Origin of the sequence: Novosphingobium sp. G106 (genome assembly GCF_019075875.1) — a bacterium.
GTDB lineage: Bacteria > Pseudomonadota > Alphaproteobacteria > Sphingomonadales > Sphingomonadaceae > Novosphingobium.
Map to the genome: position 1 here is coordinate 4,684,134 of NZ_JAHOOZ010000001.1, position 23,745 is coordinate 4,707,878.

A 23,745-nucleotide genomic window follows, 5' to 3' on the forward strand; every position below is an offset into this window, starting at 1 on the left:
GACGTGTTCCCCCCTTCACGCGCCCTGCGCTCTCGTTGGCCTTTAACGCGTGCATGACGACCTCTCGCATTTGCCGGCGAAGCAGCAGGATGAGTTGCAGCGCGCTGTCCGCATTCTCATGGAGGAATTCGAGAAGGCGATCGTGCTCGGCAATCAGGCGTGGAAGCGCGGCGGCAAGATTTACAAGATCATCCTGTTCGGCTCATACGCGCGAAGCGACTGGGTCGACGACCCGAAGAGCGGTTACCAGTCGGATTTCGACCTGCTCGTCATCGTAAGCCATGAGAAACTGACTGAAGTCGCCGAATACTGGTATGTTGCCGAGGACAGGATCCTGCGCGACGAGAGCATCGGCCGCCAGGTCAACATCATCGTCTACGACCTCAACGATGTGAACAACGCGCTCAAGCGTGGCGAGTACTTCTGGGCCGACATCGCTCGCGACGGCATCGTGCTGTACGAACTGCCCAATCACCCATTGGTGAAGCCCGTGCCGCTCACTAAATATGAGGCGGTGCAAACGGCAGAGCGGCATCTGGCCCTGTGGCTCGAAAAAGTCGATAGCGCACTCGAACTTGCACTGCTTGCGATTGAACGAAATCGTCGAAACGACGCCGCGTTCTTGCTCCATCAAGCGACCGAGCGGGCCTATGCTTGCTTTCTACTCACCTCCACGTTCTATTTTCCTAAGTCACACAACATCAAGTTTCTACGATCTCTTTCAGAGAGTAAGGAGCCACAGCTCGTCGAGGCATGGGCGCGCGATTCCAAGATTGATCGCCGTCGTTTCGAGCTGTTGAAGCGTGCTTACGTCGAGGCACGCTACTCATCAAACTACAGCATCTCGATTGAGGATCTTGATGCCCTGTACACGTCGGTGAAGCGATTGCGAGATATCGTGTCGCAGCTATCCGAGAAGCGGATCACCGAACTTTCGCGATCGTAGGTTGTCCGGCCTGTTCGACGTTGCCGACAGTCCGGAATCGAGAGCCCAAACGGCGTAAGTAGACATTTGCCCGGTGACCATGCGCAGGCAGTGGCACGCTGACGATCGGCGTGGTGACGGCACGACACACCCAAGATAGGTCTCTTTCAATCTCTCCGGCTTTGACGTAGGCTGACCCAACCGCTAGGGGGCGAGCGCAGGATGTCACTGGGGCTTTTTGGGGCAGATCACCCTACATTCTCCGCATGCACGGAGACTTCGGATGTTCAAGATCGGGTGGTGAAGGAAACGCCTCCAAGGTATTTCGTGAAACGCATCGCAAGCCAATCGCGGGAAACTGGCTCAGTCCTTTCGGGTGATGACGAACCACACATCGCCAGCAAGCCCGCACGACTGAAGCCTACCAGCACGACAGCAAGTCGAGCGGCAAGCCTCAAGGCTGGCTTTGGCGAGCTCGTGGAAGTTGTCTCGCCAACCCACACCGTTGCCGATCTCATTCTAGGTAACGAAAGTGCGTTCACACTTTCAAGCGTGGCCAGTGAATTTCGGCGCGGTGACGAAATACGAAGGCATGGGCTTCAGGTGCGTTCGAAGCTGCTATTTTGTGGACCTCCTGGCTGCGGGAAATCGCTTTGCGCTGAGGTGGTAGCAGCCGAGCTAAAGATGCCTTTGGTGATTGCCCGATTGGATGCCGTCATCGCCTCGCATCTTGGCGAAACCGCGACAAACCTCCGAAAGATGTTTGATGCAGCGCGTACCCGACCCGTTGTACTTTTTCTTGATGAATTCGACGCCCTTGCGCGAGCTCGTGACGACACAACGGAACACAGCGAAATTCGCCGCGTGGTGAATAGCTTGCTAATGATGATCGATACGTTCCAAGATCGAAGCCTGCTTATTGCCGCAACCAATCTAGAACAATCGGTGGATCGAGCCATTTGGAGACGCTTCGATGAAGTCGTGGTATTTGAGAAGCCTACTATTGTTCAAATACGGCAACTTCTTAGACTAAAAACCAAAAACTTTCCTGCCGATTTTGACATTACCAAATATGCAAGTGAATTTTTAGGCATGTCGTTCGCCCAGATAGAGCGGGCCTGTCTAAGCAGCATTAAATCATCAATTTTAGATCATAAAAAGTCAGTCAGCATAATCGCATTTGAGGCTGCGGTAAAACACGAAAAGCAGCGCGCGACCATTGAGAAATCACTATTGACTTAGTAAAATCGATTGAGCAGACCCTTCCCAATCGGGGTTGGGGCAAATAATGGCTAAGTACGATTACCTGCCGCTCAAGCGACTCGAAGGAGAGCTTCAGCGTAGAAAACCGCCAGGATTTGGAGGCGGCCCCAAGAGGGAGCCGACTCAGCACGGCCCAAAGCTTTCTGGCGAAATTGCCACCGTTTTGGAGGAATACAAGAAAATGCCCTCTATCGAGGGCATCGACCCATCACTCATTTTGCGAGTTGAGCTCGCGGGATTTGTTGATGAGGCGGAATGGGGTCGCCTAGGATTAGTAGTACTCTCCGAAGATCAGAATAAGACGCTTTTGCTTTTTGCTACCGATAAAGAACTTACTGAGTTTCGGAAAAGAATTGAAGCATATCAGGGAGAGCTTCCCTTAGGCCAAAAAGCTCCAGCCTACGCAGGGTTGATTGAAACAATCGAGAATATCGGAACCGCCCGCCCAGATGATCGCATAGGCGAAAGTATTGTTTGCTCTGGCATTAATACATTAACTGACTTTAATGTCGATTATATCTATCTCGTCGATGTTGAATTATTTCACCCCGCCGACGACCTTCAAGCGGATATATTCGTATATCGCTTGGAAAATGCGTTATCGTCAAAGGGCGGAAAGGTCATAAATACATACAAGGGGGACAACCTCTTATTGTGCCGGGTCGAAGGCTCGGGAGACGCAATCCGGGAGATACTCCAACTCTCGGAAGTATCCGCCATCGAACTCCCTCCGCAACCCGATCTGCAAATGGACGATCTTGGAGAGATCACGACAGAGGCCGTTTTTCCGGGAGATGCCCCCGCGGAAGAGGCGATAGCGATTGCGGTGATCGACAGCGGTATAAACTCTGGTCATCCACTGCTAACACACGCGGTACGCGGTAGCATTGTCGGCAAGTCATCGTGGACGGACGCGGACGAGGTCGGACACGGTACTTCGGTGGCGTCTATGGCGCTGTATGGCGATGTCGGCGCGCGAGCGCTAGATAACAGCTTTGATGCACCCTTCTGGGTCGCAAGCGCTCGCGTCGTCGATGAAAAGGGGAACTTTCCGAAAGAGATAACGGTTCCTGAGATAATGGAATCGTCAATCAGATCACTTCACAAAGACCATGGTTGCCGGATATTCAACATTTCTCTCGGCGATCCAAAGCTTATTTATAGCGGTGGCAGGGCTGGAGTTTGGGCGTCTAAGCTCGATGAACTCGCGCGAGAACTAGATATACTTTTTGTGGTGTCCTCTGGAAACCAGAAAGATTTAAGCGCGCTTTACGGCGAGCAGATTCTGAAGAAGTATCCCTCCTACCTTCTTGATCCCAGTTCTCGAATTTTGGACCCCGCGACAGCTGCAAATGTACTCTGTGTGGGTTCAATTGCTCATGCCAACGGCCTCGACGGAGAAGACGCCGATCTTGTCGGCGTGCGTCCGATTTGCGAAGCCGACCAACCTAGTCCTTTCACAAGAACAGGACCTGGCATTCGCGGAATGATAAAGCCCGATTTGGTCGATTATGGCGGCACGGCCGTGTGGGATGGTCCAACGAAATCGCTTCTGAACGGCGGCAAAAAACCTAGTGCCGGGGTGTGGGCCTTTCACCACAAGCCTATTGATCGCCTCTTCCGTGCTCGATCTGGGACCTCTTTTTCGGCTCCTGCAGTTGCTCACAAGGCGGCGATCATTCTGGCCGAAAACCCAAACGCGCCAGCCAATTTTTTACGAGCAATGCTAGCCCTTTCAGGCGAGATGCCGAGCGCGTCACTGGAAGTGCTGGCCTCTCACGGGAAGCAAGCTCCACTAATGGTCTGCGGCAATGGCGTCCCCAACGTTGAGAATGCGCTTGGTTCAGACGACAGCCGTGTGATTCTGTATGCCAACGATGATCTGATGCCCGACCACTTTGCTGTTTTCGAGGTCCCAGTCCCACCATTATTTCAAACGACGAAAGGCACTCGCGAGATCAAAGTGGCCCTCGCGTTCGACCCTCCGGTTCGACGCACCCGAGCGGACTACCTCGGTTTAACGATGGGTTGGAGGCTACTTCGTGGGACCGACCAAAAGACGGTCTTCGATAATTTTCGAAAATGGGAAAAAGCGGAGGGTGATCCCCCCGAATTCCCGGCGAAATTCACCTGCGCGACCAATCCAGGGCCCCAGCTTCGAGAAAAGGGCACACTCCAATGCGGCACGTTCTCAGCTAAGAAGGACATGTCCGATTATGGCGACACCTATTTCGTTGCAGTCTGGTGTCGTCGGAGATGGGCTCCGGATAGCTTAAAATCTCAGCGATTCTCGTTGGCCGTAGAGCTTAGGCATAGCGCCGGCATAGCGCTGTATTCAACTTTAACAGTTCCTTTGCCGCTTCCATTGAAGGCGTAGCCACTGTCAATCATGATATCCATCAACGATCGCCGGCGATTCTGGTCAATCGCCAATCGTGATCGGCCGATAAACAGAATACGCGCCTGACATGTTCGTAAAGCGGATCGAAAATGAGAGGGGCGAGGCAGGATCATGTGGTTCAGCTGGTTTCGAAGGTCGCAGCAGGCCAATGCTGAGGCACATCACGTCGAAAATGTCGGAGCGGACATTCCGATACGCGGTGCTGCAGAAGACCTGCTTAGCCGAACGATCCTCGCCACTCGAATTGCCCAGCTCCTAGCCACGCCGGGAGCGCGCGAAGGCCGGGTATTTGCGATCCGTGGCGGCTGGGGCTTTGGCAAAACGTCGCTCAAGAACCTTGTCATCGAAGCGTTGAACAAGGCGAGTCCCAAAGTAAGCTTCCTCGAGTTTAATCCCTGGCAATGGGGCGATGCCGACAGCATTGCACGAGCACTGTTCGGACAAATGGCTAGCCGCCTAGGTGGCGCGCACGCGCCCGATGCCAAGAAGCGCGCCAAGGCCCTGCGGCGCTATGGCGGTATTCTGGTTGGAGGGAGCGGGTCGCTGGTCAAGGCCGGCGACGACAAGGGGCTATCTTCATGGCTGAATAGCGCAGCGTTGGTCTGCGCCGCGCTCGGAATTGGCTTCCCCAGTCTTCCTACCAAGATTTTGGCGGCCGTCACGCTCGGGGCTGCGGGTCTCGCCATGGCGGTTGGGCGATTGCTAAATTGGATTGGCACGGATCTTTCCAATGCCCCGCTTGATGAGGTGCGCGAGGATTTGGAGGCTAGGCTGCGCAAGCTAGAGTATCCGCTGGTCATTTTCGTCGACGATATCGATAGGCTCGAACCCGATCAGATCCGGCTGCTGTTCCGTCAGATCAAGGTCAATGCCAATCTGCCCAACCTGTTGTTTGTGCTGCTGTTCCAGCCAAGCATCGTCGAACGAGCCCTGGCGCCTGTCGCCGGGGAGGAGGGGCGTCAATTCCTTGAGAAGATCGTGCAAGCGCATTTCGATCTTCCGCCGGTAACCTCCGAAAAGATGTTCCAGATTTTCGGCATGCAACTCTCGACATTGATCGACGGGCTTACAACGTCGGAAAATGGTTTCGAGCAGCGCCGCTGGGGAAACATAGTGCTTGGCGGAATCCAGCCATTCATTCGTAACTTGCGCGACGTCAACCGGCTGCTGACGTCGATCGATATGCACCTGCCGATGCATCGCGGCTCGCACATTCTCGAGGTCAATATCCTCGATTTCTTGGCACTCGAAACCTTGCGCGTCTTCGAGGCCGACTTTCACGCATTCCTAGCAGCCCACAAGCCATTGCTGCTGCAAAGTGAGCGGTTTCGCGGTGATCATCGCGAACAATCGGACCGCGAAGCGATTACTTCACTGTTGGCTGGCGTGGCCGATGCCAATCGCGGCGCTTGTGAAGCGATGCTCAAAGAGTTGTTCCCCCCTGTCGAGTGGGCGCTTGGGGGCAGCCACTATGGTAGCGGCGATTGGGCCCGTACCTGGATGCGCGAGAAGCGGGTATGCACCGATCGCAGCTTCGATCGCTATTTCATGTTGCAGCTGCCCGACGGGGCAATGTCCGAATCCGAATTCGCCGCACTGACCCTTGCGGTCGCCGACCCGAAAGCGCTTACCCCGATCGTCGCTGACCTGCGAAGGCGCGATCTGCTAACCGCGCTCGCGACGCGATTTGATGAATCCGTCAATGAGCTACCGCTCGATCCATTCGACAACATGCTCGCCTTGATCGTGGTGCTTGGCGAAGAGATGGGGCGTACCCCGGGGCTTAAGGACCCTTTCAACACGCCCTTTCTATCTTGTTGGCGGGCAGCCTCTTGGTATCTCCAGCGCTTGAAGGAGCCCGAGCTTCGCACTGCGGCCTTGCTTCACGTCATGGAAGAAACCGGTGCTTTGGCTGTGCCGGCCGTGCTGATTTCGCTAGATATCGACCGCCGCGCCAAACCCGAGAACGGGGACACCGGCCCAGCTTTTGATGACGAGGGGCTCGCTTCGCTGAAGCAGCAATGGGTGACGCAAATGGAGGCGCGCTCAGCTGAATGGGATACCATCCTCGAAAACGATCAGCTGGTGTCTCACCTTTATCGTTGGCGCGATTTTAGTCCCGTCGGGATCGACGCGCCACGAGCGTGGGTCCAGACCGTGATTGTCGATGATCATAAGCTGGCTCGCCTGCTGGTAAGGTTTCTGTCGATTGGTTCGCAGCAAAGCTGGGGCGATCGTGTTGCCACAAAAAGTGAGAGTTTTCGCCGCGACAGCCTTTCTGATTTCTTCGACCTCTCAGACCTCGAAAATCGGCTGCGGCGGTTGAAACGAGCCGACCTCGACGCCGAGCAGCGCCGAGTCCTAGAGCTTCTCGATTGGCACTTTGACCAATGGAATGCTGGTAAGAGCACGGACAGGTGAGGGAGCGTACCATCGCGGAACAGCGATGAGCCAGTTCGCTATCAGCCAAACTCAAGGCGCTTGCAGCACATAAATGTATGTCGGCTTTCGACGGAGCGATTTCGCCTCGCGAAAGTCGGCTATGTCGGCGTGTCCGGCAGCGCGTCACCCGGCCCTTAGCCGATGACCTATGTCAACGTGGCCTTGGCACAGCGTCAGAAAGCATTCATATAGATAATGAATCGCCCTCGCTTCATTAGGTCATTGCCATGCCGCTTCTGCCCTTGCTTAAGCCGATGTTCGAAGCGCAACTCAGTTCTCCGCCCATGCCTGACGATGTACCGCCAGCGCAGATGCGGGCAGCGATGCACGCGATGATCGACAAGAGCTTCTTTGCTCTTGCTACGCCCCAAGCTCCGGTCGCCTCTGAACGGGATATCACGATTGCGGTACGCGCGGGCGAAATCACCCTGCGGCTTTATCGCGGCGCCCCGGAAAATGCCCTGTTGCCCTGCCATGTTTACTACCATGGCGGCGGGTTCTTCCTGGGAACGCTGGATCAGAGCGACAACTATTGCCGGGCCCTGGCAAGGGCTGTGGGCTGCGCTGTCGTCTCAGTAGATTATCGGCTTGCGCCCGAACACCGCTTTCCCACCGCCGCGGAGGATGCTTATTCAGCGCTGGTATGGACGGCGTCGCATGCACAAGAACTTCGGATCGATCCGGCCCTGATTTCCGTCGGCGGAGGTAGTGCGGGCGGCAACCTTGCTGCTGTAGTCGCGCAGATGGCGCGGGAGCGCCTCGGTCCTTCGATTGTCGCGCAAGTGCTGGAAATACCGGTCACCGACTTTACCTCTATGCTGGCGCTTGAATTTCCGGACGAAGGTATCCGTTTCGAGCCTGCTAAAGCTTACGCACCCCTCTATCTTCGCGATGAGACCGACGCACACGATCCACTCGCATCGCCCTTACTGGCCAAGTCACTAAGTGGTCTCCCTCCAGCGCTTGTCGTTTGCGCCGAATACGACCAACTTCAACCCGAGGGCGAAGACTATGCACGCCGTCTATCGGAAGCGGGAGTGCCCACGACATACCGCCTCCTGCACGGACAGTTTCACGGATCGCAGGGCTTCGATGCCGTGATACCAGCCGAAGCGGCCGCTTACCGCGAGGAGATCGCCTCCTTTCTAACTGAGGCCTATCGCAAGCAGGCTTCGGTACGTGCCCAAACGGCAATCTAACTTTATTTTTCAAATGCTTGCAAAACACCAGTTGCGGTTGCGCTTTGCGGACAGACTTTAACGGTTTGCCTGACTTCGGAAGCATAGGAACCGCGCCGGAACTCGATATTGATGGGCGAAGCCGATCAGTCGGTTCACGGCACAATGCCCTGCAGCTATTGCAATTCATTTCCGCCCGGCCTTAACATGTGACAATATGTAACACATTGGCGCCAATCCGAGTCGAACCGGGAGAAATGCGATGGAAATCCGTATCCTCATCAAGGGCGGCACCGTGGTCGACGGTTCGGGCGGGCCCGCCTACGCCGCCGATGTCCGCGTCGCCGGCGGTCGGATCGTCGAGATCGGCCGCGATCTGACTGCCGGCACCGGCGGGCGGACCTATCGCTATATACGCGATCCGGCACCGATGCGCCTGACGCTGGTGAACGGCGAGCCGACTTTCGACCGCGGCGAATTCACTGGCCGCTATCCGGGCCGGTTCGTCGGCCCCGAGACGCGCGAAGAGCTGGCGATCGCCGCCGAATGACAAGCGCTGCCCTGGCCCTGCCCGCGGGGCTGCTCGCGTTCCAGAGCCGGCGCAAGGAGGATACGCGCAGCCGGCTGCTCGGCGCCGCGGCGACGGCGTTCTGCGCGCGCGGTTATGTTCCGGTCTCGATCGAAGAGATCGCGTTGGCTGCGGGTGTCAGCAGGATGACTTTCTATCGCCACTTCGGCGGCAAGGCGGAAATCGCTACCGAGCTGTTCCGGCTCAACGCCCACGCCCACCTGCCGATGATTGCGGCGATCGGCGCCTGCGAATTTCGAGACGCCGCAGTGGTGCGGGACTGGATCGCCGGGATATTCGCGGTCGACCGCGAACAGCGCGCGATCCTGCAGGCTTTCATCCAGGCGAACGTGATCGAAGCGGGTTTTGCCGAAGAAGGCCACGCATTCATCGGCGCGATCATCGCTGTACTCGGCGAGGATATCCCGGCCTTCGCGCTCGATCCGAATGCACCGTCGGATCGCCGCCGCTATGTCGAGGCGTCGCTGCTGCTCTACGAACTGCTTGACCAGAGCAACCACGCCGCGCGCAATCTGGGCGTGGCGGCTGATCATATCCTCGTCGAAGTCCTGGCCGACCGCTTCGTTGCCTTCGTCACGAGATAGCGCTTTCGCCGCTGCGGGCGGCTTTTCTGGAGGTTGCATGGAACATGGTCGTCTGGGAGTCTGGTGCGCCACGGATGGGTTGTCGTCGGCGCAGGTGGCGCAGCTGGCAAAAACAGTGGAAGCGCTGGGCTATGGGGCCCTGTGGCAGCCGGAAAGCTTTGGCCGCGACGTGACCGTCCTGTCTTCCTGGCTACTCGCCAATACGGCCAACCTGGTCGTCGCCAGCGGCATCGCCAGCATCTACGCCCGCGACGCGCAGTCCGCGCATGCCGCCCAGCAGGGGTTGGCCGAACAGTCGGATGGACGGTTCCTGCTCGGTCTGGGCGTCTCGCACGCGCCCGCCGTCGAACGGATGCGGGGGCATGAATACGGCAAGCCGATAGCGGCGATGCGATCCTATATAAAGGCCATGTCGAAATCGCTCTATCTAGCCCCGCCGCCTGCAGCGAAGCCGCCGCTGGTGATCGCGGCGCTCGGTCCGCGCATGCTCGAACTGGCGGCCGAAATGACCGACGGCGCGCATACCTACAACGTCACGCCCGCGCACACCGCCGACGCGCGAAAGCGCCTCGGGCCGGGCAAGCTGCTCTGCGTCGAACAGATGGTGGTGCTCGAAACCGATGCGGAGAAGGCCCGCGCGACCGCGCGTGCCACGCTCGGCATGTATCTGAGCCTGCCGAACTACCGTGCCAACTGGCAGCGCCTCGGGTTCGACGACGCCGACATGGACGATGGCGGATCGGACCGGCTGATCGACGCCACCGTCGCCTGGGGCGATCTTGACGCGCTGCGCGACCGGGTGCGTTCGCACTGGCAGGCCGGTGCCGATCACGTCTGCATCCAGCCGCTGTCGAGCGCCGGCTTCGGCACCTTCGACGACGCTGCCCTCGAACAACTCGCGCCGCGCGGCTGGCAGGAGCCGTGAGGTGAGCCGGATCGTCCGGATCGGCGCGGCCACCGCCTTCTTCAACGACAGCCGCATGGGCATCGCCCAACTTCTCGAGAAGGCCGACAAGCTCGACTACATCATTTTCGATTTCCTGGCGGAATCGGTCATGGGCGGGCTGGGCCGCGGCATGGCCGATGGCACCGGCCGCGGTTTCGCGGCCGATTTCGCCGATGGCTATATCCTGCCGAACCTCCAGACGCTGCTTAATCGGAACATCCGCGTCGTTGGCAATGCCGGCGGGCTCGATCCAGGCGCCTGCGCGGAAGCGTTGCGGCGCGGCGCCAAGGCATTGGGATTGCACCCACGCATCGGTGTAGTCGCGGGCGACAACCTCACGGCGAACCTGGACTCATTCGTTGAAGCCGGAACCCGCGACATGTTCGACGGGTCGTCCGTGCTGGCGAAGATTCAGAGGGCAGATCGCGTCAACAGCCTGGTTGCCTATACCGGTGCCTTTCCCATTGCAGCCGCGCTCGGCGCCGGGGCCGATGTGGTCATTACCGGCCGCGCGGTCGACAGCGCGCTGGCACTGGGGCCGCTGATCCACGAATTCGGCTGGAGCCCGGACGATTTAGACCTGCTCGCCGCGGGGACGCTGGCCGGGCATCTGCTCGAATGTTCGGCGCAGGTCACCGGCGGCACTTTCACCGACTGGCGCGAGGTGCCCGACTGGGCCGGGATCGGCATGCCGATTGGCGAATGCAGCGCGGATGGCGGGCTGGTCATCACCAAGCCCGAGGGCACCGGCGGGCTGGTTTCGGTCGGGACCGTATCCGAACAGCTGCTCTACGAGGTCAGCGATCCGCAGCGCTACATCGTCGCCGACGTGGTCTGCGATTTCACCGCCGTGACTTTGACACAGGTCGGGCCGGATCGCATAGAGGTCAAAGGCGCTCGCGGGCTGGGCCGCACGGGAACCTACAAGGCCAGCCTGACCTACGACCAGGGATGGCGCGCCGCGGCTCTCATCCCGGTCATCGGCCTCGACGCCGCGGCCAAGGCCGAGCGGGTCGGCGAGGAACTGTTCCGCCGCGCCGACACCATGCTGCGCCAGAGCCAGTTGCCGCCCTTGACGAGAACCCGCTGCGACGTGATCGGCGGCCACGGCGACGAGGCGACCACCGCGATCTGCCGGATCGTCGCCGATCATCCCGACAGGGACGGCGCACAACTTCTGGTTCGCGAACAAGCGTCGGCAATCAGCCACATGTCGGTCGGCATCTCGCTGGGCCTCGGCGCTTCAGTCCGCCCAGTCCAGTGGATCAGCGGTTTCCTGCTTCCCAAGTCGTCAGTCTCGCTGACGGTAACCCTCGACGGAGATGCCGTACCATTCCGTCAGGAAAACGAAGCCATAACCCATCACGCAGATTTCCCGATCCCGACCCTTCCGCCCACGGCATGCGATGCCGAACCGCTGTATGTGGTGCCTCTGATCCGGCTGGCCTGGGCAAGAAGCGGCGACAAAGGCAACCTGTTCAACGTCGCGATCATCGCACGGCAGCCCGAATACCTGCCCTATATCGCCGCCACGCTCACGCCTGCGGCCGTGGGCGAGCACTATGGCCGGGCACTCAGCCATGCCGGCGCGCCGAACGTCAAGTGCTTCAGCGTGCCAGGATTGTCCGCGCTCAACTTCGTAGTCCAGGATTCGATGGACGGAGGTGTTCTAGCCGGCACATCAATCGATCCCGTCGCCAAGGGTATGGCGCAGTTACTCCTAGATATACCCGTGCCGATCAGTTCCGCATTACGGCAAAAGTTGCTCGACGTCTGATAGCCATGAACAGAGGGCAGCGTTCGGCGAACCCTCAACGACCCTCGAACGACGCCTTTTGTCGGCGTGAGCCGAGGTTTTGACGCCTGCTACCACCCCAGCTACGGACCGCAGCATGATCGCCCTGCTTTCCCCTGCCAAGACGCTCGACTTCGAGCGCGCACTACCGCCGTTAGATGCCACAAGGCCCCACTTCGCCGAAGAAGCAAACGGCCTCGCAAAATCGGCAGCGAACCTCTCGCAGAAAAAGCTGGCCGATCTGATGCATATCTCGCCGCGCCTAGCCAAGCTCAATGCGGAGCGCTTTCGTGACTTCGCAGAGCTCCCGGAGCGGCCAGCGTTGTTCGCATTTGCTGGTGACGTCTACACCGGCTTCGAGGCGCATAGTCTGGACGATGCGGGCATCGCTTTCGCACAGGACCATGTGCGGATGCTGTCGGGCCTATACGGCCTGCTCCGACCACTTGATGAGATCCGACCCTACCGTCTGGAAATGGGCACGCGCTGGGCGCCTCGCCGCAAGAGCCTGACCGACTGGTGGGGGAAGCGTATCGCAGAGCTGCTGATCAGCCAGCTTGCCGAAGAAGGATCGGGCGTGGTGCTGAATCTCGCTAGCCAGGAATATTTCGCTGCCGTCAAAGGCAAGCTCGCGGGTGCGCGGGTAGTGGACGTTGAGTTTCGCGAGCCGGGCCCGGATGGGCCGCGTTTCGTCAGCTTCAACGCCAAGCGCGCGCGCGGCATGATGGCGCGCTGGCTGTGCGAGCACCACGTCACCGATATCGAGGCGATGCGCGGCTTCGACAGTGACGGATATCGCTTCGACGCTAGCGAGAGCGAAGCCGATCGTTGGCGCTTTAACCGCGCCTGAGAGGCGGAGAATGCCCGGCCGAGACGAAAGGCAGCCGCCCTTGGAGAATTTGGCGGATAGCCCCAGCCAGCAAGCTCGCACGGAGCGTCGGACCGCCACTAGGTCGGCGGATCACGCCGCCAACGGTGGCGCTGCCAGGAACATGGTGCGAGGAAGCAGCGCTAGCTCAATCGCCAATGCCACCATGTGTGTGCGGTTCCGAGCTCGCAGCTTCAGTCGCATTGTGTCGAGGTGGCATTCCACCGTGCGCGGTGCAATGCCGCACTCTTGAGCGACTTCCTTCGCCGAAGCACCCAGCGCTATCAGCTCCAGGATCTGAAGCTCACGGACCGTCAATGTCGGACTTGGTTCAATGAAATTCATGAGCACCTCCACCTGAAACTCAGGTTGTCTGGTGCGGCCCCGAACGCTCTTTCGCTTGCATAAATTTCTGACGAAGAACGATTTCCAGAATCACCATGAGCTTCAACTCGGGCCAATGCAACCGACAGGGAGGATCTCTTCATTCGTATTTCACACCAGACTTTGAAGGCGGACCACCATCCAAGCCCGCAGGCGAAAGGACGCCGTTCATGAAGAGATCAACTTTCGCCTGAAGCAGGTCGTCAGCTTCGGCCAAGGCAGCCATCTGGGCGAACCTCGTAGTAGGAAAACCGACCACGAGATTGACGAAGACGCTAGCTGCGGTCGCGTAATCCTCCTCGAAGTTCAGGCCCTGCTTGCCTAGTTCCGCAAGCATTGTCGCGACGGCGCCTTTAATCCGCTCTTGAACGGAATTCCCGGTTACGGCCAGCAGCTCGGGAAAGAGCTTTTGCGCAGCAACGACGAGGGACAGCAGGGCAGCGTCGCGGACACAGAGAATGCTCGAATTTACGTATTGTGCCGCCCGCAGAAGAGCGACACGAAGCGGCTCGCCTGCATTGACAGCCAGAACAACATCTTGGCCGGCGCCACAAATGGTGAGAATGACTTCCCTCAGGAGAGTGTGCTTGCCGCAGAAATGCCGCGTCAGTGTTTTCGGGCTCGTACCTGCCCGAAACGCGATCTCGCCAATGGTGGCATCCGCATAGCCTCGCAGCAGAAAGACATCCCTGGCAGCATCGAGAATCCTGGCATTGCGCCGTTCGTGCTCGGCGCTGGTGACGCGGCCACATGGAATTCGCGCTGCCCGAGGCGGCTTGTTCTTGCGCGACCAGCGATTTCGAGTGCTGCTCGCCACTACCGGCATTGCCGCCGATCGGGGCGCCGCGCACCTGCTCTATCCAAGCGCAAAGCACCGCCGGGCGCGGTGAGGAACGAGCGCTGTTCCATATTTTACGCCGCACAGCCTAGCCAAGCAGCCACAACGATATTGCATTTCATCAGTTGCATTCATATTTTCATCCATTAACCTAACACATGTCAGCCTTCAACCGGATATGTCGATTCGGGAAGCTGACGGTGTCGACGAGCGCAAAGCCTGCGCCCGACCTTCGATGGGGGAGTATCCAGTGACGAGAGCGCAATTTTTCCGCATGGGCCTGCTAGTTTCATCGGCTCTCGCGACGAGCACGCTGGGTGCTGGCGCGGCTCGTGCGCAGTCTGCAGCCGCTGAAAGCGGCGGCCTCGAAGAGATCGTCGTAACCGCGCAGAAGCGCGAGCAGAGCCTGCAAGACGTGCCGATCGCTGTCACCGCGCTCACCGAAAACACTTTGCAGGTGAACCGCGTTTCGAGCGTTTCCGATCTTTCCGGACTCGCGCCAGGTGTGATCGTGCGCACCGCGGCGGGCGGCTCGCAGCTTCCCTCATTCTCGATCCGCGGCGCTATCAGTTATGGCGTGGTGCCTGGTTCGGACAAGCAGGTGTCGATCTATGTCGACGGAGTTTACGTTGGCTCGGGCCGCGGCGGCATTTTCGATCTTCCCGACGTCCAGCGCATCGAAATGCTGCGCGGCCCTCAGGGAACGCTGTTCGGACGCAATGCCACGGCCGGCGCGGTCAGCATCTCAACGCGAGATCCAAGCGGCGAGGTCGGCGTGAAGGCGTCCTTCACCGTCGGCAACTACGACCAATATCGCATGCGGGTAAGCGTCGATACGCCCCAGGTCGGCCCCTTCAGCGCCTATGGCACATTCGTTCACAACTATAAGCGTGGCGATATCCGCAATGCCGGAGCGGGCGCAGTCTGGGATCGCCGCGCCGCAGGCCTGGGAGTTGCCCGCTCGCCCCAATGGCTCGGCACCAGGAAATCCGATTCCTACTTTGCTGCGGTGAAATTCGAGCCGAGCGACAGCTTCAAGACCGTCTACAAGTTCGATTACAATCGGGAGGAAGGCACCCCGGAAGGTACGGGACTTGTCGGCATAAATTCGGCAGCGCCGGGTATCGGCGCGCTGCTCGGCCCGCTCGTAAACACGCTGATCGCCAGCCAGGCGACCCCCGTCAACATCGCCGCCGACGGGAAACGCCCGTCGGTCGTCAACAACAGCTGGGTCGTTCCCACCGATCAGAAGACCTATGGGCACAGCCTTACGAGCACGCTCGTGCTCAGCGACAGCCTTTCTGTGAAGAACATCCTCGCCTATCGCAATTCACATATTTTCGCGCCGTCACCGATTGACGGCTTTAGCGGACTGACCTTTACTCAGCAGTCCGTCGTGCCCCTGGCGACGTTCCAGGCGATCGCCGGCGGCCTGCCGACCTCGTTTATTCCGGTGATCGCTGCGGGCCTTCAGTCCCGCGTTGGGCAGCCTTTCGTGGCGCTGGGCGTCGAGGCGGAATCTTACAGCAAGCAGTGGAGCGACGAGTTCCAGATCAACTACAATTCGAGCCTACTGACTGTCACTGCGGGCGGTATCTGGTTTCATTCCGACGAGCGAAATGGTGCGCTCAGAATTCCTGGCACCGTATCCTTCTCGGTGGTGAACGGCGGCGTCATCACCGGCAACCAGGCGGTCAACTACAACAAGGCGACCTCGCTTGCTGCTTTTGCGCAGGTTGAAGTTCACGTCACCCCTGAGCTTGATCTCGTGGGCGGCGCTCGCATTACGTATGACCACAAGACTGGCCAGCTCATCACCGGCCCCGCCAACGCGCTCATTGCCTTCGCGCCGTTCGACTACAAGAAGACCAAGCCCAACTTCCTGGTCGGCATGAATTTCAAGCCGTCGGAAGAGATCCTGCTTTACGGCAAGTTCTCGACAGCGTTCGTCTCGGGTGGTTCCGTCTCGGGCCTCGTATTCCAGCCCGAAACAGCGACCTCATGGGAAGCGGGCGTAAAAGCCGATCTGCTCGGCAGGCGGCTGCGCACCAATCTCTCGCTGTTCCACGTCACCTACAAGAACTTCCAGACAGCGCAGAGCGGCAGCAATTTCCCTGGCTTGTTCCCTTCTCCGCCCTTCCCGATCGGTTTCGCAAGCGTGGTCGGCACGGTCATCGTACCCCAAGGCGGGCCAGTCAAAGCGCAAGGCTTCGAATTCGAAACAACCGCGGCACCTTTCCGCGGCCTTACCGTCGGGGGCAGCCTGTCCTATACGGACACCAAGTTCGAGAACGTGAACCCGGTGTTGATCGCCCAATCGCGCGGCGACTACCAGCCGGCATTGCGGTCCAAGTGGACCGGCGGCCTGTGGGGCCAGTTCGAGACTCAGCCGCTGGTGGGCGAGACCACTCTTCTCCTTCGCGCCGATGCGAACTGGCATTCGATGTTCTACCTGACGCAGAACCCGTCCGAGAATATCCCCGCCTTCGCCGGTATTCGCACTGTCGGGGCGAGTTGGACGGTCAATGCCCGGGCCGCGCTTCGCAACATCGACATCGGCGGCGTTAAAACCGAAGTCGCTGTCTGGGCGAAGAACCTGACCCAAAACCGGGAGGCGACTTTCGCGCTTACTACGCTCGGCGTGTTTGGCGCGGCGAACTATGTTCCGGCTCGGACAATCGGTGCCGATCTCACAATTCAGTTCTGATTTTGTTACTACCGGGGAAGCCTATGCAACTTCCTAGATCCTATTGCCGGCACAGCTCCTCCGTGCCAGCAATAGGCTTCGGCTTTGGGCTGTCGATTTCACCCAAGGCCCTCTGATAATTGAGCCAAACATCAAACCAGTTTGCCTTCGTCTGCGGCGAACGGAATCAAAGCAACGATACCAGCTGCCACAATCACCATCGGCACAACTGTGATGAGCCAAGCGATATAAGAGTGGCTGGCATCATAGATGGCTCCAGCAATAACCGGGCCGATGCTGGCGCAGATGGAAATGATCGCAATGAACGCCGCGTAGATGGACCCGAACATCTCCTGCTCAAATCGGCGCGCGACAATGTAGGTGACTATGTCGAGTTCCGCGCCCGAAGCGAAACCCAGAAGGGCGACAGCCACAACAGCGGCTGGAATTGCGCCTGGAAAGCCAAGCAGGCATGCGATTGCCCCGAGCGGCAGAAGGAACGCGAAGACTCCCACGATCCGCGTCGGCAAGCGATCGAGCAAGATACCCGTGACAAGCCGACCGACTATCGAGAATACCCCCACGAGACCGGCAATGCCGGCTGCTGCCGTCAAGTCCAAGCCATCGGCCTTGAACAATGGAACGAGATGCATCGACATCCCATAATTGATCGCCGAAAACAGCCCGGCCGCTGCAGCGAGACCAACGAAGGTTCGCGATCTCAGCGCACTTGCGATCGCCTTGCGCGGCCCGCGTTCCGATTGCCGGATGTCCTGATGCGCTGGAACATGAAAGAACAGATAGACCGATGGCAAGGCTACCAAGAGGTATAGTGCCGCCATGGCCGGAAAAGCGCCCCTCCACCCAATCGTCTCGACAAAAATGGCCGCGAGGACGGGCCAAATGAAGCTGCCGAGCCCCAGACCCGCCAGTGTCACGGCCATCGCAAGGCCGCGCGAATGGTCGAAGCGGCTTACGATCGCTTTCATCCAGACAATCTGTGTAATCGCTGCTTGGAAAACGGCGAGCAATAGGCAAACCGCATACCACTGCCATAGCGCGCCATGGACCAGGCCGAAGAGCGAGATACTAAGGGCAAATGGGACCATGCCGCCCAAGGCTACCTTTCGCGGACCGACGCGATCTGTCAGCCAACCTGCTGCGGGCGCGAGGAAAAGACCCGACAGCATCATTAGCAAGAACGCAGATGAGTACTCAGCGCGACTCCATCCGAACTCGGCAGTGACGCTCTCCATGTAGACGCCGCCCGCGTAGGCGAACATGGCGCTCCCCGACACGCCAACCATGCAAACAAGGGGAATAGGCCACATGGCCGCCCATTCCTGGCGAGCAGTCAAGGGTGTCATGGGACGGTTCCTTTGCCTTGGGACACCGATTTTCACGGCAACACCGGATCTATCAATTGGCGCTGGTGCAGCAGTTCGATCACTTGGCTGGCGGGAAGAGGCAGTCGACCGCGTCGAACACGAACTCTTTCACGGCCTTGGCGGAATTGCCCGCGCGATCGGGAGCTAGATGCGCCAAAGCTATTCGGCCGTGGGCGAGCGAGATCAGCAGCAGCGTGGTGGATACTGCGTCCTTAAGAGGCAGACGCCCGCCTCCTTCTGCGAATGCCTCGATCAGATGCAGAACCGGGCGGTAGGCCGGGCGCATGTGCCCTTGCATCTCGTACTGTTCCTCGGTGTTGATGGGATGCAAAGCGAACAGCAGCTGGTACCGCGAAGGCCGACCCATCGCATATTCCACGAATGCGCCGAACTGGTCCTTGAGCCTACCAATCATATCGGGAGCCGGTGACGAAGCGGCCGCTGCTTCCATCTCTTCGCCAACCTGGCGCCAGCATGCGCGCACGATCTCGGTCATCAAGGTACGGGCATCGGCAAAATGCGGATAGACCGACGGCGCTGCCACCCCCGCCTCCCGTGCAACCAGTCGAAGCCCAAGTTGCGTCCCGGGCGCAGAGTCGAGGATCCGCATCGCCGCCTGGATCAATTCCTCGCGGAGGCGCGATCCCTCGCCTCTCTGATTACGCTTTCGTTTCGCTTCTGGATTGACCGCGTTCTCTTTCATCCTGCCCACTTCCCGATCATTCTGGCACGCAATTGCCAATCTCGCATGGCTGCGGCAGTCGGTACGATCGCCTGCGGTTGATGGCGAACCGCCTCCTCCAAGAGTCTCGCCCACTTATTCAGCCGCCTCTTGCCCTGCATCTTCGTCAACGTGCGTACCGAGGCCCGCCAGTTCATATCCATCCGGATAGATCTGGCGAACCATCTTCTCGAACTTGTTCGGCGCACCATCGGGAACCGGATCGCGTCTCCCGATGCGTTTCATGGCCTGATGCGCGATACGCCGGGTAAGCGCCGAAGGAACCGGCACTCCGCACGCCTCGGCAATCCGCCGATCGAGATGAGAAAACAGGAATGGCGCTGTCAGCGGGCGCAAGGGAGCGGGAAGCAATTTGCGAAACCACACCATGAACGCATCCGACATTCGCCGGTTCTGCGGCTCGAAGCCCAGCTCGGTGTCCAGATAATGATCGAAGAACTCGCGCATTTCCGCCACTGAGCCGGGCAACGGCCTAGGCGAACCGAAGGCGAGCGCCTGGTAGTTATAAAAGATGCGAACGGCCTCCCGTTCGATATCCGTCACCGGGCGCCAGCCGAATTTCTCGGCGAGGTCGAGCGAGCCAATTGCTTCTTCGATGCCGACTACAACGAAGTCGTCTGCCTGGATGTCGTAGCGACTGTGCATGGAATTCACGCGCCGGGCCGCCTCGCGGCCGACCGGAGTGCCAAACCCATGCTTCATCACGGCGCTACCAAGCAAGGTCGTGTCGAGGATGCGCTTGGCGATGCGATTGTCGATTTCGCCGGTCGAGCCCAGGACACGCGAGATACGGGGCGCGGCAAACGTGAACATGAACCCGTTGAAGGACTTAAGCAGCATCACGGACTGGAAATCTGCGTAGAAGAGGTTGGTGATCTCGAGATAATCCTTGGCGGGATCAAGCTCCTCGATACGCTGCGAGCGCGCGTACGGATCGGGTTGTCCAAACCAGAGCGGCTTCTGCGTCATAGCTGGCTATTCTGGTCGAGCGAGGGCGACAGGCGCATATGGGTGCGCTTGAGCTGGCGGCTGGTAAACAGCCAGGTGTCGTCACGCTTCTCGTAGGTCTCGTGATAGAAGCCGAAGCCGTGGATCAGAAGCTCCTTGGTCTCGGCGTCGAAGATCATGTCCTCCATGCCCCAGATGCCCTTAGCCCGGGTCGGCGTTTCGAACGTGATCTCGGGGGTGTGCGAATGATGCACGGTGATGCGGTGGTCGCCCATCAGCTGGCTGACATTGTCAATCATCTCCTGGGCGCTGCCCCAGCGCGGCAAGCCCTCGTTGTGCGAGACGTGGTCGGGCGCGTGCAGGGATAGGTATAGCGCCCAGTCCTTCGTGTCCGCGGCGCGGTCACGGCGCGCCTTCAGGAGCTTGATGTCCTCGAGCGCGAGTAGCCGCTCCAATTCGGTCATGCCTTCCATGTCGTCATCCTCGTCTTGGGTTAGCCCGCAGCCCCATTGATCGGCGGGGGAAAGGTCGCTCCCGGCGAACGCCAGGTGTGAAAATACTTGAGGCGGCGGCTGGTGAAGAGCCACCGGCCTTCCCGCTTCTCGTAAGTCTCGTGATAGTGGCCGAAGGCCTGAAACCAGTGTTCTTCGCCATCCTGCCGCCACAGCGACAACCCTTCCATTGCCCAGATACCGCTCGCCGTGGTCGGCGACTGGAAAGTAATCTCGGGCGTGTGGGAGTGGTGCAGGGTCGTCAGGTTCTCCATCGACTTCCTGACGGTCACCATCATCTCGGCCGCGGTCGTCGTCCCGCCGTAATCGTCATTGTACGAATGGTGGTCGGGAGCGTGGAGCGCCTCGTAAAGTGCCCAGTCCTTGGTGTCGGCAGCCCGATCGCGGCGCGCCTTAAGCAGACCGATCTCGTGCAGCGCCGCAAGGCGCTCCAGGCCGGAAATCTGATCATCCATAGTGCCCTCTGGAGCCCCCACCACAACCACCTTGACCCATTACCTAACATACGTTAGCTGACAAGAAAATAATGCATATGAGCTGATGCATTATAGTTGAGGAGATCGGAATGGCCGGCAGACTGGAAGGCAAGGTCGCCATCATCACCGGCGCGAGCACCGGCTGCGGCCCGGTCATGGCCAAGCTGTTCGTGGCCCAGGGTGCGAAGGTACTGCTTTCCGCGCGGCGCGAGGAACTTGTCCTGGAAGCGGCGAAGGAAGCTGGTCCCGGCGCTATCGGCATGCGCTGCGACGTCACGAGCGAGCCTGACGTCCGGGCCATGGTCGAGCGCGCAATGCAAGAGTTCGGTCAGGTCGACATCATGCTGAACAATGCCGCGGCACCCGGTCAGGACAAGTGGGTCTGGGAGCAGACCGTCGAGAATTTCAACGACACCCTGGCGATCGACCTGACTGCCGCGATGCTCTGCACGCGCGAGGTGCTCAACCGCTCGATGCTCGAACGCAAGGCCGGCTCGATTATCAACTTCTCGTCTACCGCCGGCTGGACCGGCATGGTGCGAAAGACCCACTACACGGCAGCGAAGGCAGCCTTGCGGGCGATGACCAAGACAATCGCTCTCGAAGTCGGCCAGTTCGGCATTCGCTGCAACTGCCTGGTGCCCGGTAGCATCGAGACCGAGCTCTGGGTCAACTGGGGCAAGCGGATGGCCGCGGAACAAGGCAAGACCTACGACGAATGGAAGGCGAAGACGCTGGAAGGCGTACCGCTGCGCACGATCTCGCAGCCGATCGACGTCGCCAACCTGGCTCTGTTCCTCGCAAGCGAGGAAAGCCGCACGATCACCGGCCAGTCGATCAATTGCGACGCTGGCGGCTACATGGTGGGCTAAGGGAGACGGGATGATGACATCGGCAAAGCTCTCGTTCGAAGAGCGGCTACTCGCGCTCGAGGACCGGCAGGCGATCTATCAAGTGGTCTGCGGCTACGGCTATTCGGTCGATGGCTGCAATGCCCAGTCAGTCGGCGACTTCTATGTTGAGGATGGGGTCTATGCAGTTGGCGACATGCCAAGCTGGGTCGGGCGCGAAGCGATTGCCGGCATCACTCGCGAAGCGGGGCATCTTAAGCTGGTAAACGCAGGCTGCGCGCACATGTCGACACTGCCCTGCGTGCTTATCGACGGCGACCAGGCCGTCGCTACCTGCCACACGATGGTGCCGATGCATGGCGAGAACGGTTTCTTCATCGGCCGCCTCAGCGCGTCGCGGATAGAGCTCGCCCGCCAGGCCGGCGGTGGCTGGAAAATCGTGCAGCGCCAGAACTACATGCTCGACGGCAGTCCCGACGGCCCGGCGCTGCTGGCAAGGCTGAAGGATGGCCCGGAAAACATGGGAAGGATCGCGCATGGTTGACACGATTGCGCAGGCGCTCGAGCAGGTTCCCCACCGGATTGCCAATCCCGAGCTGATCCCGACCCAGCGCTACTACGACGAAGCCTTCTTGGCGCTGGAGAAGGAAAAGCTCTGGCCGCACATGTGGCAAATGGCCTGCCGGCTGGAAGAGATCCCCGACGTCGGCGACTATACCGTCTACACGATCCTAGAACATTCGGTGCTCATGCTGAACACCCAGAACGGGGTGAAGGCTTTCAAGAACGCCTGCCGCCACCGCGGCGTGAGGCTCGCCCACGGGCCGGGCCATTGTGGATCCGAAGGCCTCGTCTGTCCGTTCCACGGCTGGCGCTGGAACGCAGACGGCGAAAACACCTTCGTATTCGGATCACAGATCTTTTCGGACGAGCTGCTGGACCGCGCCGAGATCGATCTCGCTCCGGTCCGCGTAGAATTCTGGGCCGGCTGCGCTTTCATCAATTTCGACGACGACGCCCCGTCGCTGCGCGAATTCCTGGGTCCCGTGGCCAACCGGATGGACGCGCGCCATGCCGACAAGCTCAAGATGGACTGGTGGTGCGGTACGATCCTGCCGACAAACTGGAAGCTAGCCATGGAAGCCTTCCAGGAAGGGTATCACACGATGCAGACGCATCCGCAGCTCTTCCACGTCTCGCCCAATGCCACCAAGTCCTTCGGGACCCGTGCCGATGGCCTGCCGGTCAATGAGGACCTGGACGCACGCCAAACGATCGACATGAGCGTCGACTTCATGGCCAAGCTCAGCGAGGGCATGGACGGCATGGTCCACAAGACCGAAGTCGCTGTGCTCGAGAAGATGCGCGGCATGGAAGTGCCCGAAGACCCCGCGATCGCCGGCCAGATGTTCTATGGCCGTGCCTATCAGGAAGTCACCGAGGACGCCCGGCAGCGCGGCGCCCCGATCTTCGATCTGCTGAAGGTGGCGCAAAGCCATGAATTCCACGCAGTGGAATTCATGTTCCCGCACTACTTCCTGCTGCCGATGCTGGGCGCGATGTCGTCGTACCGCATACGCCCTCTGACCGCCGAGACCTGCCTGTTCGAGATTTGGTCGCTGGTCATTCGGCCCGAAGATGAGCCTTACGAGACGCCCAGCGAGCCGACGATGTTGCCCTACAATTCGCCGAATTTCCCAGAAATCCCGCGCCAGGACTACTACAACCTGCCGCTGCAGCAGCTCGGGCTACATGACATCGAGCACATGCGCCTCTCGAAAATCAACGAGGGGATGCTGAGCAACTATCAGCGCCTGATCGACGGCTACCTCGCCGGGCTTGATCGCGACTTGCTCACCAAGGCCGGGCAAATCGTCAACAGCGGCTTTGAATCACCGTTGCTGGACATCGGTTTCTGATGAGGGTCAC

21 protein-coding genes are annotated in these 23,745 nt (G+C 59.5%); 14 read left to right on the top strand and 7 right to left on the bottom strand.

The features are described from left to right. Window positions 1–49 precede the first annotated feature (49 nt). The 10 genes from KRR38_RS22540 to yaaA all read left to right on the top strand — a co-directional run bounded on the left by KRR38_RS22540 (window position 50) and on the right by yaaA (window position 12,973). Entirely contained in the window at window positions 50–946 is an 897-nt protein-coding gene (locus KRR38_RS22540) for a HEPN domain-containing protein (RefSeq protein ID WP_309141116.1), read from the top strand. Between the two features lie 201 nt (window positions 947–1,147). Further along, the gene (locus KRR38_RS22545) at window positions 1,148–2,167 is read left to right on the top strand and encodes an AAA family ATPase (RefSeq protein ID WP_217405735.1); all 1,020 of its coding nucleotides are present in this window, start codon (window positions 1,148–1,150) and stop codon (window positions 2,165–2,167) included. Window positions 2,168–2,213: 46 nt separating this feature from the next. After that, a complete protein-coding gene (locus KRR38_RS22550) occupies window positions 2,214–4,565 on the top strand; it encodes a S8 family peptidase (protein WP_217405736.1) in 2,352 nt (783 codons plus the stop codon). 135 nt (window positions 4,566–4,700) lie between these two features. Continuing rightward, on the top strand, window positions 4,701–7,010 hold the full coding sequence (locus KRR38_RS22555; protein ID WP_217405737.1) for a P-loop NTPase fold protein: 2,310 nt from the start codon (window positions 4,701–4,703) through the stop codon (window positions 7,008–7,010). 248 nt (window positions 7,011–7,258) lie between these two features. Beyond that, window positions 7,259–8,230, top strand: a complete 972-nt coding sequence (locus tag KRR38_RS22560) for an alpha/beta hydrolase (protein ID WP_217405738.1) — start codon at window positions 7,259–7,261, stop codon at window positions 8,228–8,230. A gap of 241 nt (window positions 8,231–8,471) precedes the next feature. Next, a complete protein-coding gene (locus KRR38_RS22565; protein WP_217405739.1) occupies window positions 8,472–8,759 on the top strand; it encodes a hypothetical protein in 288 nt (95 codons plus the stop codon). Further along, entirely contained in the window at window positions 8,756–9,382 is a 627-nt protein-coding gene (locus KRR38_RS22570; protein WP_217405740.1) for a TetR/AcrR family transcriptional regulator, read from the top strand. Before KRR38_RS22565 ends, KRR38_RS22570 begins: the two co-directional genes overlap by 4 nt. Before the next feature lie 37 nt (window positions 9,383–9,419). After that, complete coding sequence (locus KRR38_RS22575) at window positions 9,420–10,307, top strand: TIGR03620 family F420-dependent LLM class oxidoreductase (RefSeq protein WP_217405741.1); 888 nt, start codon at window positions 9,420–9,422, stop codon at window positions 10,305–10,307. A 1-nt stretch (window position 10,308) separates the two neighbouring features. Continuing rightward, window positions 10,309–12,105 (top strand): acyclic terpene utilization AtuA family protein, encoded by a 1,797-nt coding sequence (locus tag KRR38_RS22580; protein WP_309141117.1) that lies wholly within the window; start codon window positions 10,309–10,311, stop codon window positions 12,103–12,105. A 115-nt stretch (window positions 12,106–12,220) separates the two neighbouring features. Continuing rightward, window positions 12,221–12,973 (top strand): peroxide stress protein YaaA, encoded by a 753-nt coding sequence (yaaA, locus tag KRR38_RS22585; RefSeq protein ID WP_217405742.1) that lies wholly within the window; start codon window positions 12,221–12,223, stop codon window positions 12,971–12,973. A gap of 111 nt (window positions 12,974–13,084) precedes the next feature. Here the strand turns inward: yaaA and KRR38_RS22590 are convergent, their stop codons facing one another. Continuing rightward, a complete protein-coding gene (locus KRR38_RS22590) occupies window positions 13,085–13,336 on the bottom strand; it encodes a response regulator transcription factor (RefSeq protein WP_217405743.1) in 252 nt (83 codons plus the stop codon). A gap of 139 nt (window positions 13,337–13,475) precedes the next feature. Continuing rightward, a complete protein-coding gene (locus tag KRR38_RS22595; protein WP_217405744.1) occupies window positions 13,476–14,192 on the bottom strand; it encodes a TetR/AcrR family transcriptional regulator in 717 nt (238 codons plus the stop codon). Window positions 14,193–14,463: 271 nt separating this feature from the next. Here KRR38_RS22595 and KRR38_RS22600 point away from each other — a divergent pair, with 271 nt between their 5' ends. Then, window positions 14,464–16,920, top strand: coding sequence for a TonB-dependent receptor domain-containing protein (locus tag KRR38_RS22600; RefSeq protein ID WP_217405745.1), 2,457 nt, complete (start codon window positions 14,464–14,466; stop codon window positions 16,918–16,920). Window positions 16,921–17,051: 131 nt separating this feature from the next. On the opposite strand, the gene KRR38_RS22605 is transcribed toward KRR38_RS22600, so the two are convergent. From KRR38_RS22605 to KRR38_RS22625, 5 genes are all read right to left on the bottom strand, one after another. Then, on the bottom strand, window positions 17,052–18,266 hold the full coding sequence (locus KRR38_RS22605) for an MFS transporter (RefSeq protein ID WP_217405746.1): 1,215 nt from the start codon (window positions 18,264–18,266) through the stop codon (window positions 17,052–17,054). 79 nt (window positions 18,267–18,345) lie between these two features. Next, window positions 18,346–19,104 (bottom strand): TetR/AcrR family transcriptional regulator, encoded by a 759-nt coding sequence (locus KRR38_RS22610; RefSeq protein WP_217405747.1) that lies wholly within the window; start codon window positions 19,102–19,104, stop codon window positions 18,346–18,348. Continuing rightward, the gene (locus KRR38_RS22615; protein ID WP_217405748.1) at window positions 19,105–19,998 is read right to left on the bottom strand and encodes an oxygenase MpaB family protein; all 894 of its coding nucleotides are present in this window, start codon (window positions 19,996–19,998) and stop codon (window positions 19,105–19,107) included. It abuts the gene before it with no gap. After that, window positions 19,995–20,450, bottom strand: a complete 456-nt coding sequence (locus KRR38_RS22620) for a nuclear transport factor 2 family protein (protein ID WP_217405749.1) — start codon at window positions 20,448–20,450, stop codon at window positions 19,995–19,997. Before KRR38_RS22620 ends, KRR38_RS22615 begins: the two co-directional genes overlap by 4 nt. Window positions 20,451–20,470: 20 nt before the next feature. After that, complete coding sequence (locus KRR38_RS22625) at window positions 20,471–20,944, bottom strand: nuclear transport factor 2 family protein (protein ID WP_217405750.1); 474 nt, start codon at window positions 20,942–20,944, stop codon at window positions 20,471–20,473. Between the two features lie 110 nt (window positions 20,945–21,054). Here KRR38_RS22625 and KRR38_RS22630 point away from each other — a divergent pair, with 110 nt between their 5' ends. Genes KRR38_RS22630 through KRR38_RS22640 form a run of 3 tightly spaced genes read left to right on the top strand, consistent with a single transcriptional unit; the run spans window position 21,055 to window position 23,735 of the window. Then, entirely contained in the window at window positions 21,055–21,837 is a 783-nt protein-coding gene (locus KRR38_RS22630; protein WP_217405751.1) for an SDR family NAD(P)-dependent oxidoreductase, read from the top strand. 10 nt (window positions 21,838–21,847) lie between these two features. Further along, complete coding sequence (locus KRR38_RS22635) at window positions 21,848–22,360, top strand: nuclear transport factor 2 family protein (RefSeq protein ID WP_217405752.1); 513 nt, start codon at window positions 21,848–21,850, stop codon at window positions 22,358–22,360. Beyond that, complete coding sequence (locus tag KRR38_RS22640) at window positions 22,353–23,735, top strand: SRPBCC family protein (RefSeq protein ID WP_217405753.1); 1,383 nt, start codon at window positions 22,353–22,355, stop codon at window positions 23,733–23,735. The genes KRR38_RS22635 and KRR38_RS22640 overlap by 8 nt, the downstream gene beginning before the upstream one ends. The last annotated feature ends 10 nt before the right edge of the window (window positions 23,736–23,745 follow it).

Bases quoted from the DNA above. Each gene is read 5' to 3' on its own strand.
- KRR38_RS22565 (WP_217405739.1), top strand. From the start codon at position 8,472: ATGGAAATCCGTATCCTCATCAAGGGCGGCACCGTGGTCGACGGTTCG.
- KRR38_RS22550 (WP_217405736.1), top strand. From the start codon at position 2,214: ATGGCTAAGTACGATTACCTGCCGCTCAAGCGACTCGAAGGAGAGCTT.
- KRR38_RS22630 (WP_217405751.1), top strand. From the start codon at position 21,055: ATGGCCGGCAGACTGGAAGGCAAGGTCGCCATCATCACCGGCGCGAGC.
- KRR38_RS22560 (WP_217405738.1), top strand. From the start codon at position 7,259: ATGCCGCTTCTGCCCTTGCTTAAGCCGATGTTCGAAGCGCAACTCAGT.
- KRR38_RS22555 (WP_217405737.1), top strand. From the start codon at position 4,701: ATGTGGTTCAGCTGGTTTCGAAGGTCGCAGCAGGCCAATGCTGAGGCA.
- yaaA (WP_217405742.1), top strand. From the start codon at position 12,221: ATGATCGCCCTGCTTTCCCCTGCCAAGACGCTCGACTTCGAGCGCGCA.
- KRR38_RS22640 (WP_217405753.1), top strand. From the start codon at position 22,353: ATGGTTGACACGATTGCGCAGGCGCTCGAGCAGGTTCCCCACCGGATT.
- KRR38_RS22570 (WP_217405740.1), top strand. From the start codon at position 8,756: ATGACAAGCGCTGCCCTGGCCCTGCCCGCGGGGCTGCTCGCGTTCCAG.
- KRR38_RS22605 (WP_217405746.1), bottom strand. From the start codon at position 18,266: ATGACACCCTTGACTGCTCGCCAGGAATGGGCGGCCATGTGGCCTATT.
- KRR38_RS22615 (WP_217405748.1), bottom strand. From the start codon at position 19,998: ATGACGCAGAAGCCGCTCTGGTTTGGACAACCCGATCCGTACGCGCGC.
- KRR38_RS22545 (WP_217405735.1), top strand. From the start codon at position 1,148: ATGTCACTGGGGCTTTTTGGGGCAGATCACCCTACATTCTCCGCATGC.
- KRR38_RS22590 (WP_217405743.1), bottom strand. From the start codon at position 13,336: ATGAATTTCATTGAACCAAGTCCGACATTGACGGTCCGTGAGCTTCAG.
- KRR38_RS22635 (WP_217405752.1), top strand. From the start codon at position 21,848: ATGATGACATCGGCAAAGCTCTCGTTCGAAGAGCGGCTACTCGCGCTC.
- KRR38_RS22575 (WP_217405741.1), top strand. From the start codon at position 9,420: ATGGAACATGGTCGTCTGGGAGTCTGGTGCGCCACGGATGGGTTGTCG.
- KRR38_RS22625 (WP_217405750.1), bottom strand. From the start codon at position 20,944: ATGGATGATCAGATTTCCGGCCTGGAGCGCCTTGCGGCGCTGCACGAG.
- KRR38_RS22620 (WP_217405749.1), bottom strand. From the start codon at position 20,450: ATGGAAGGCATGACCGAATTGGAGCGGCTACTCGCGCTCGAGGACATC.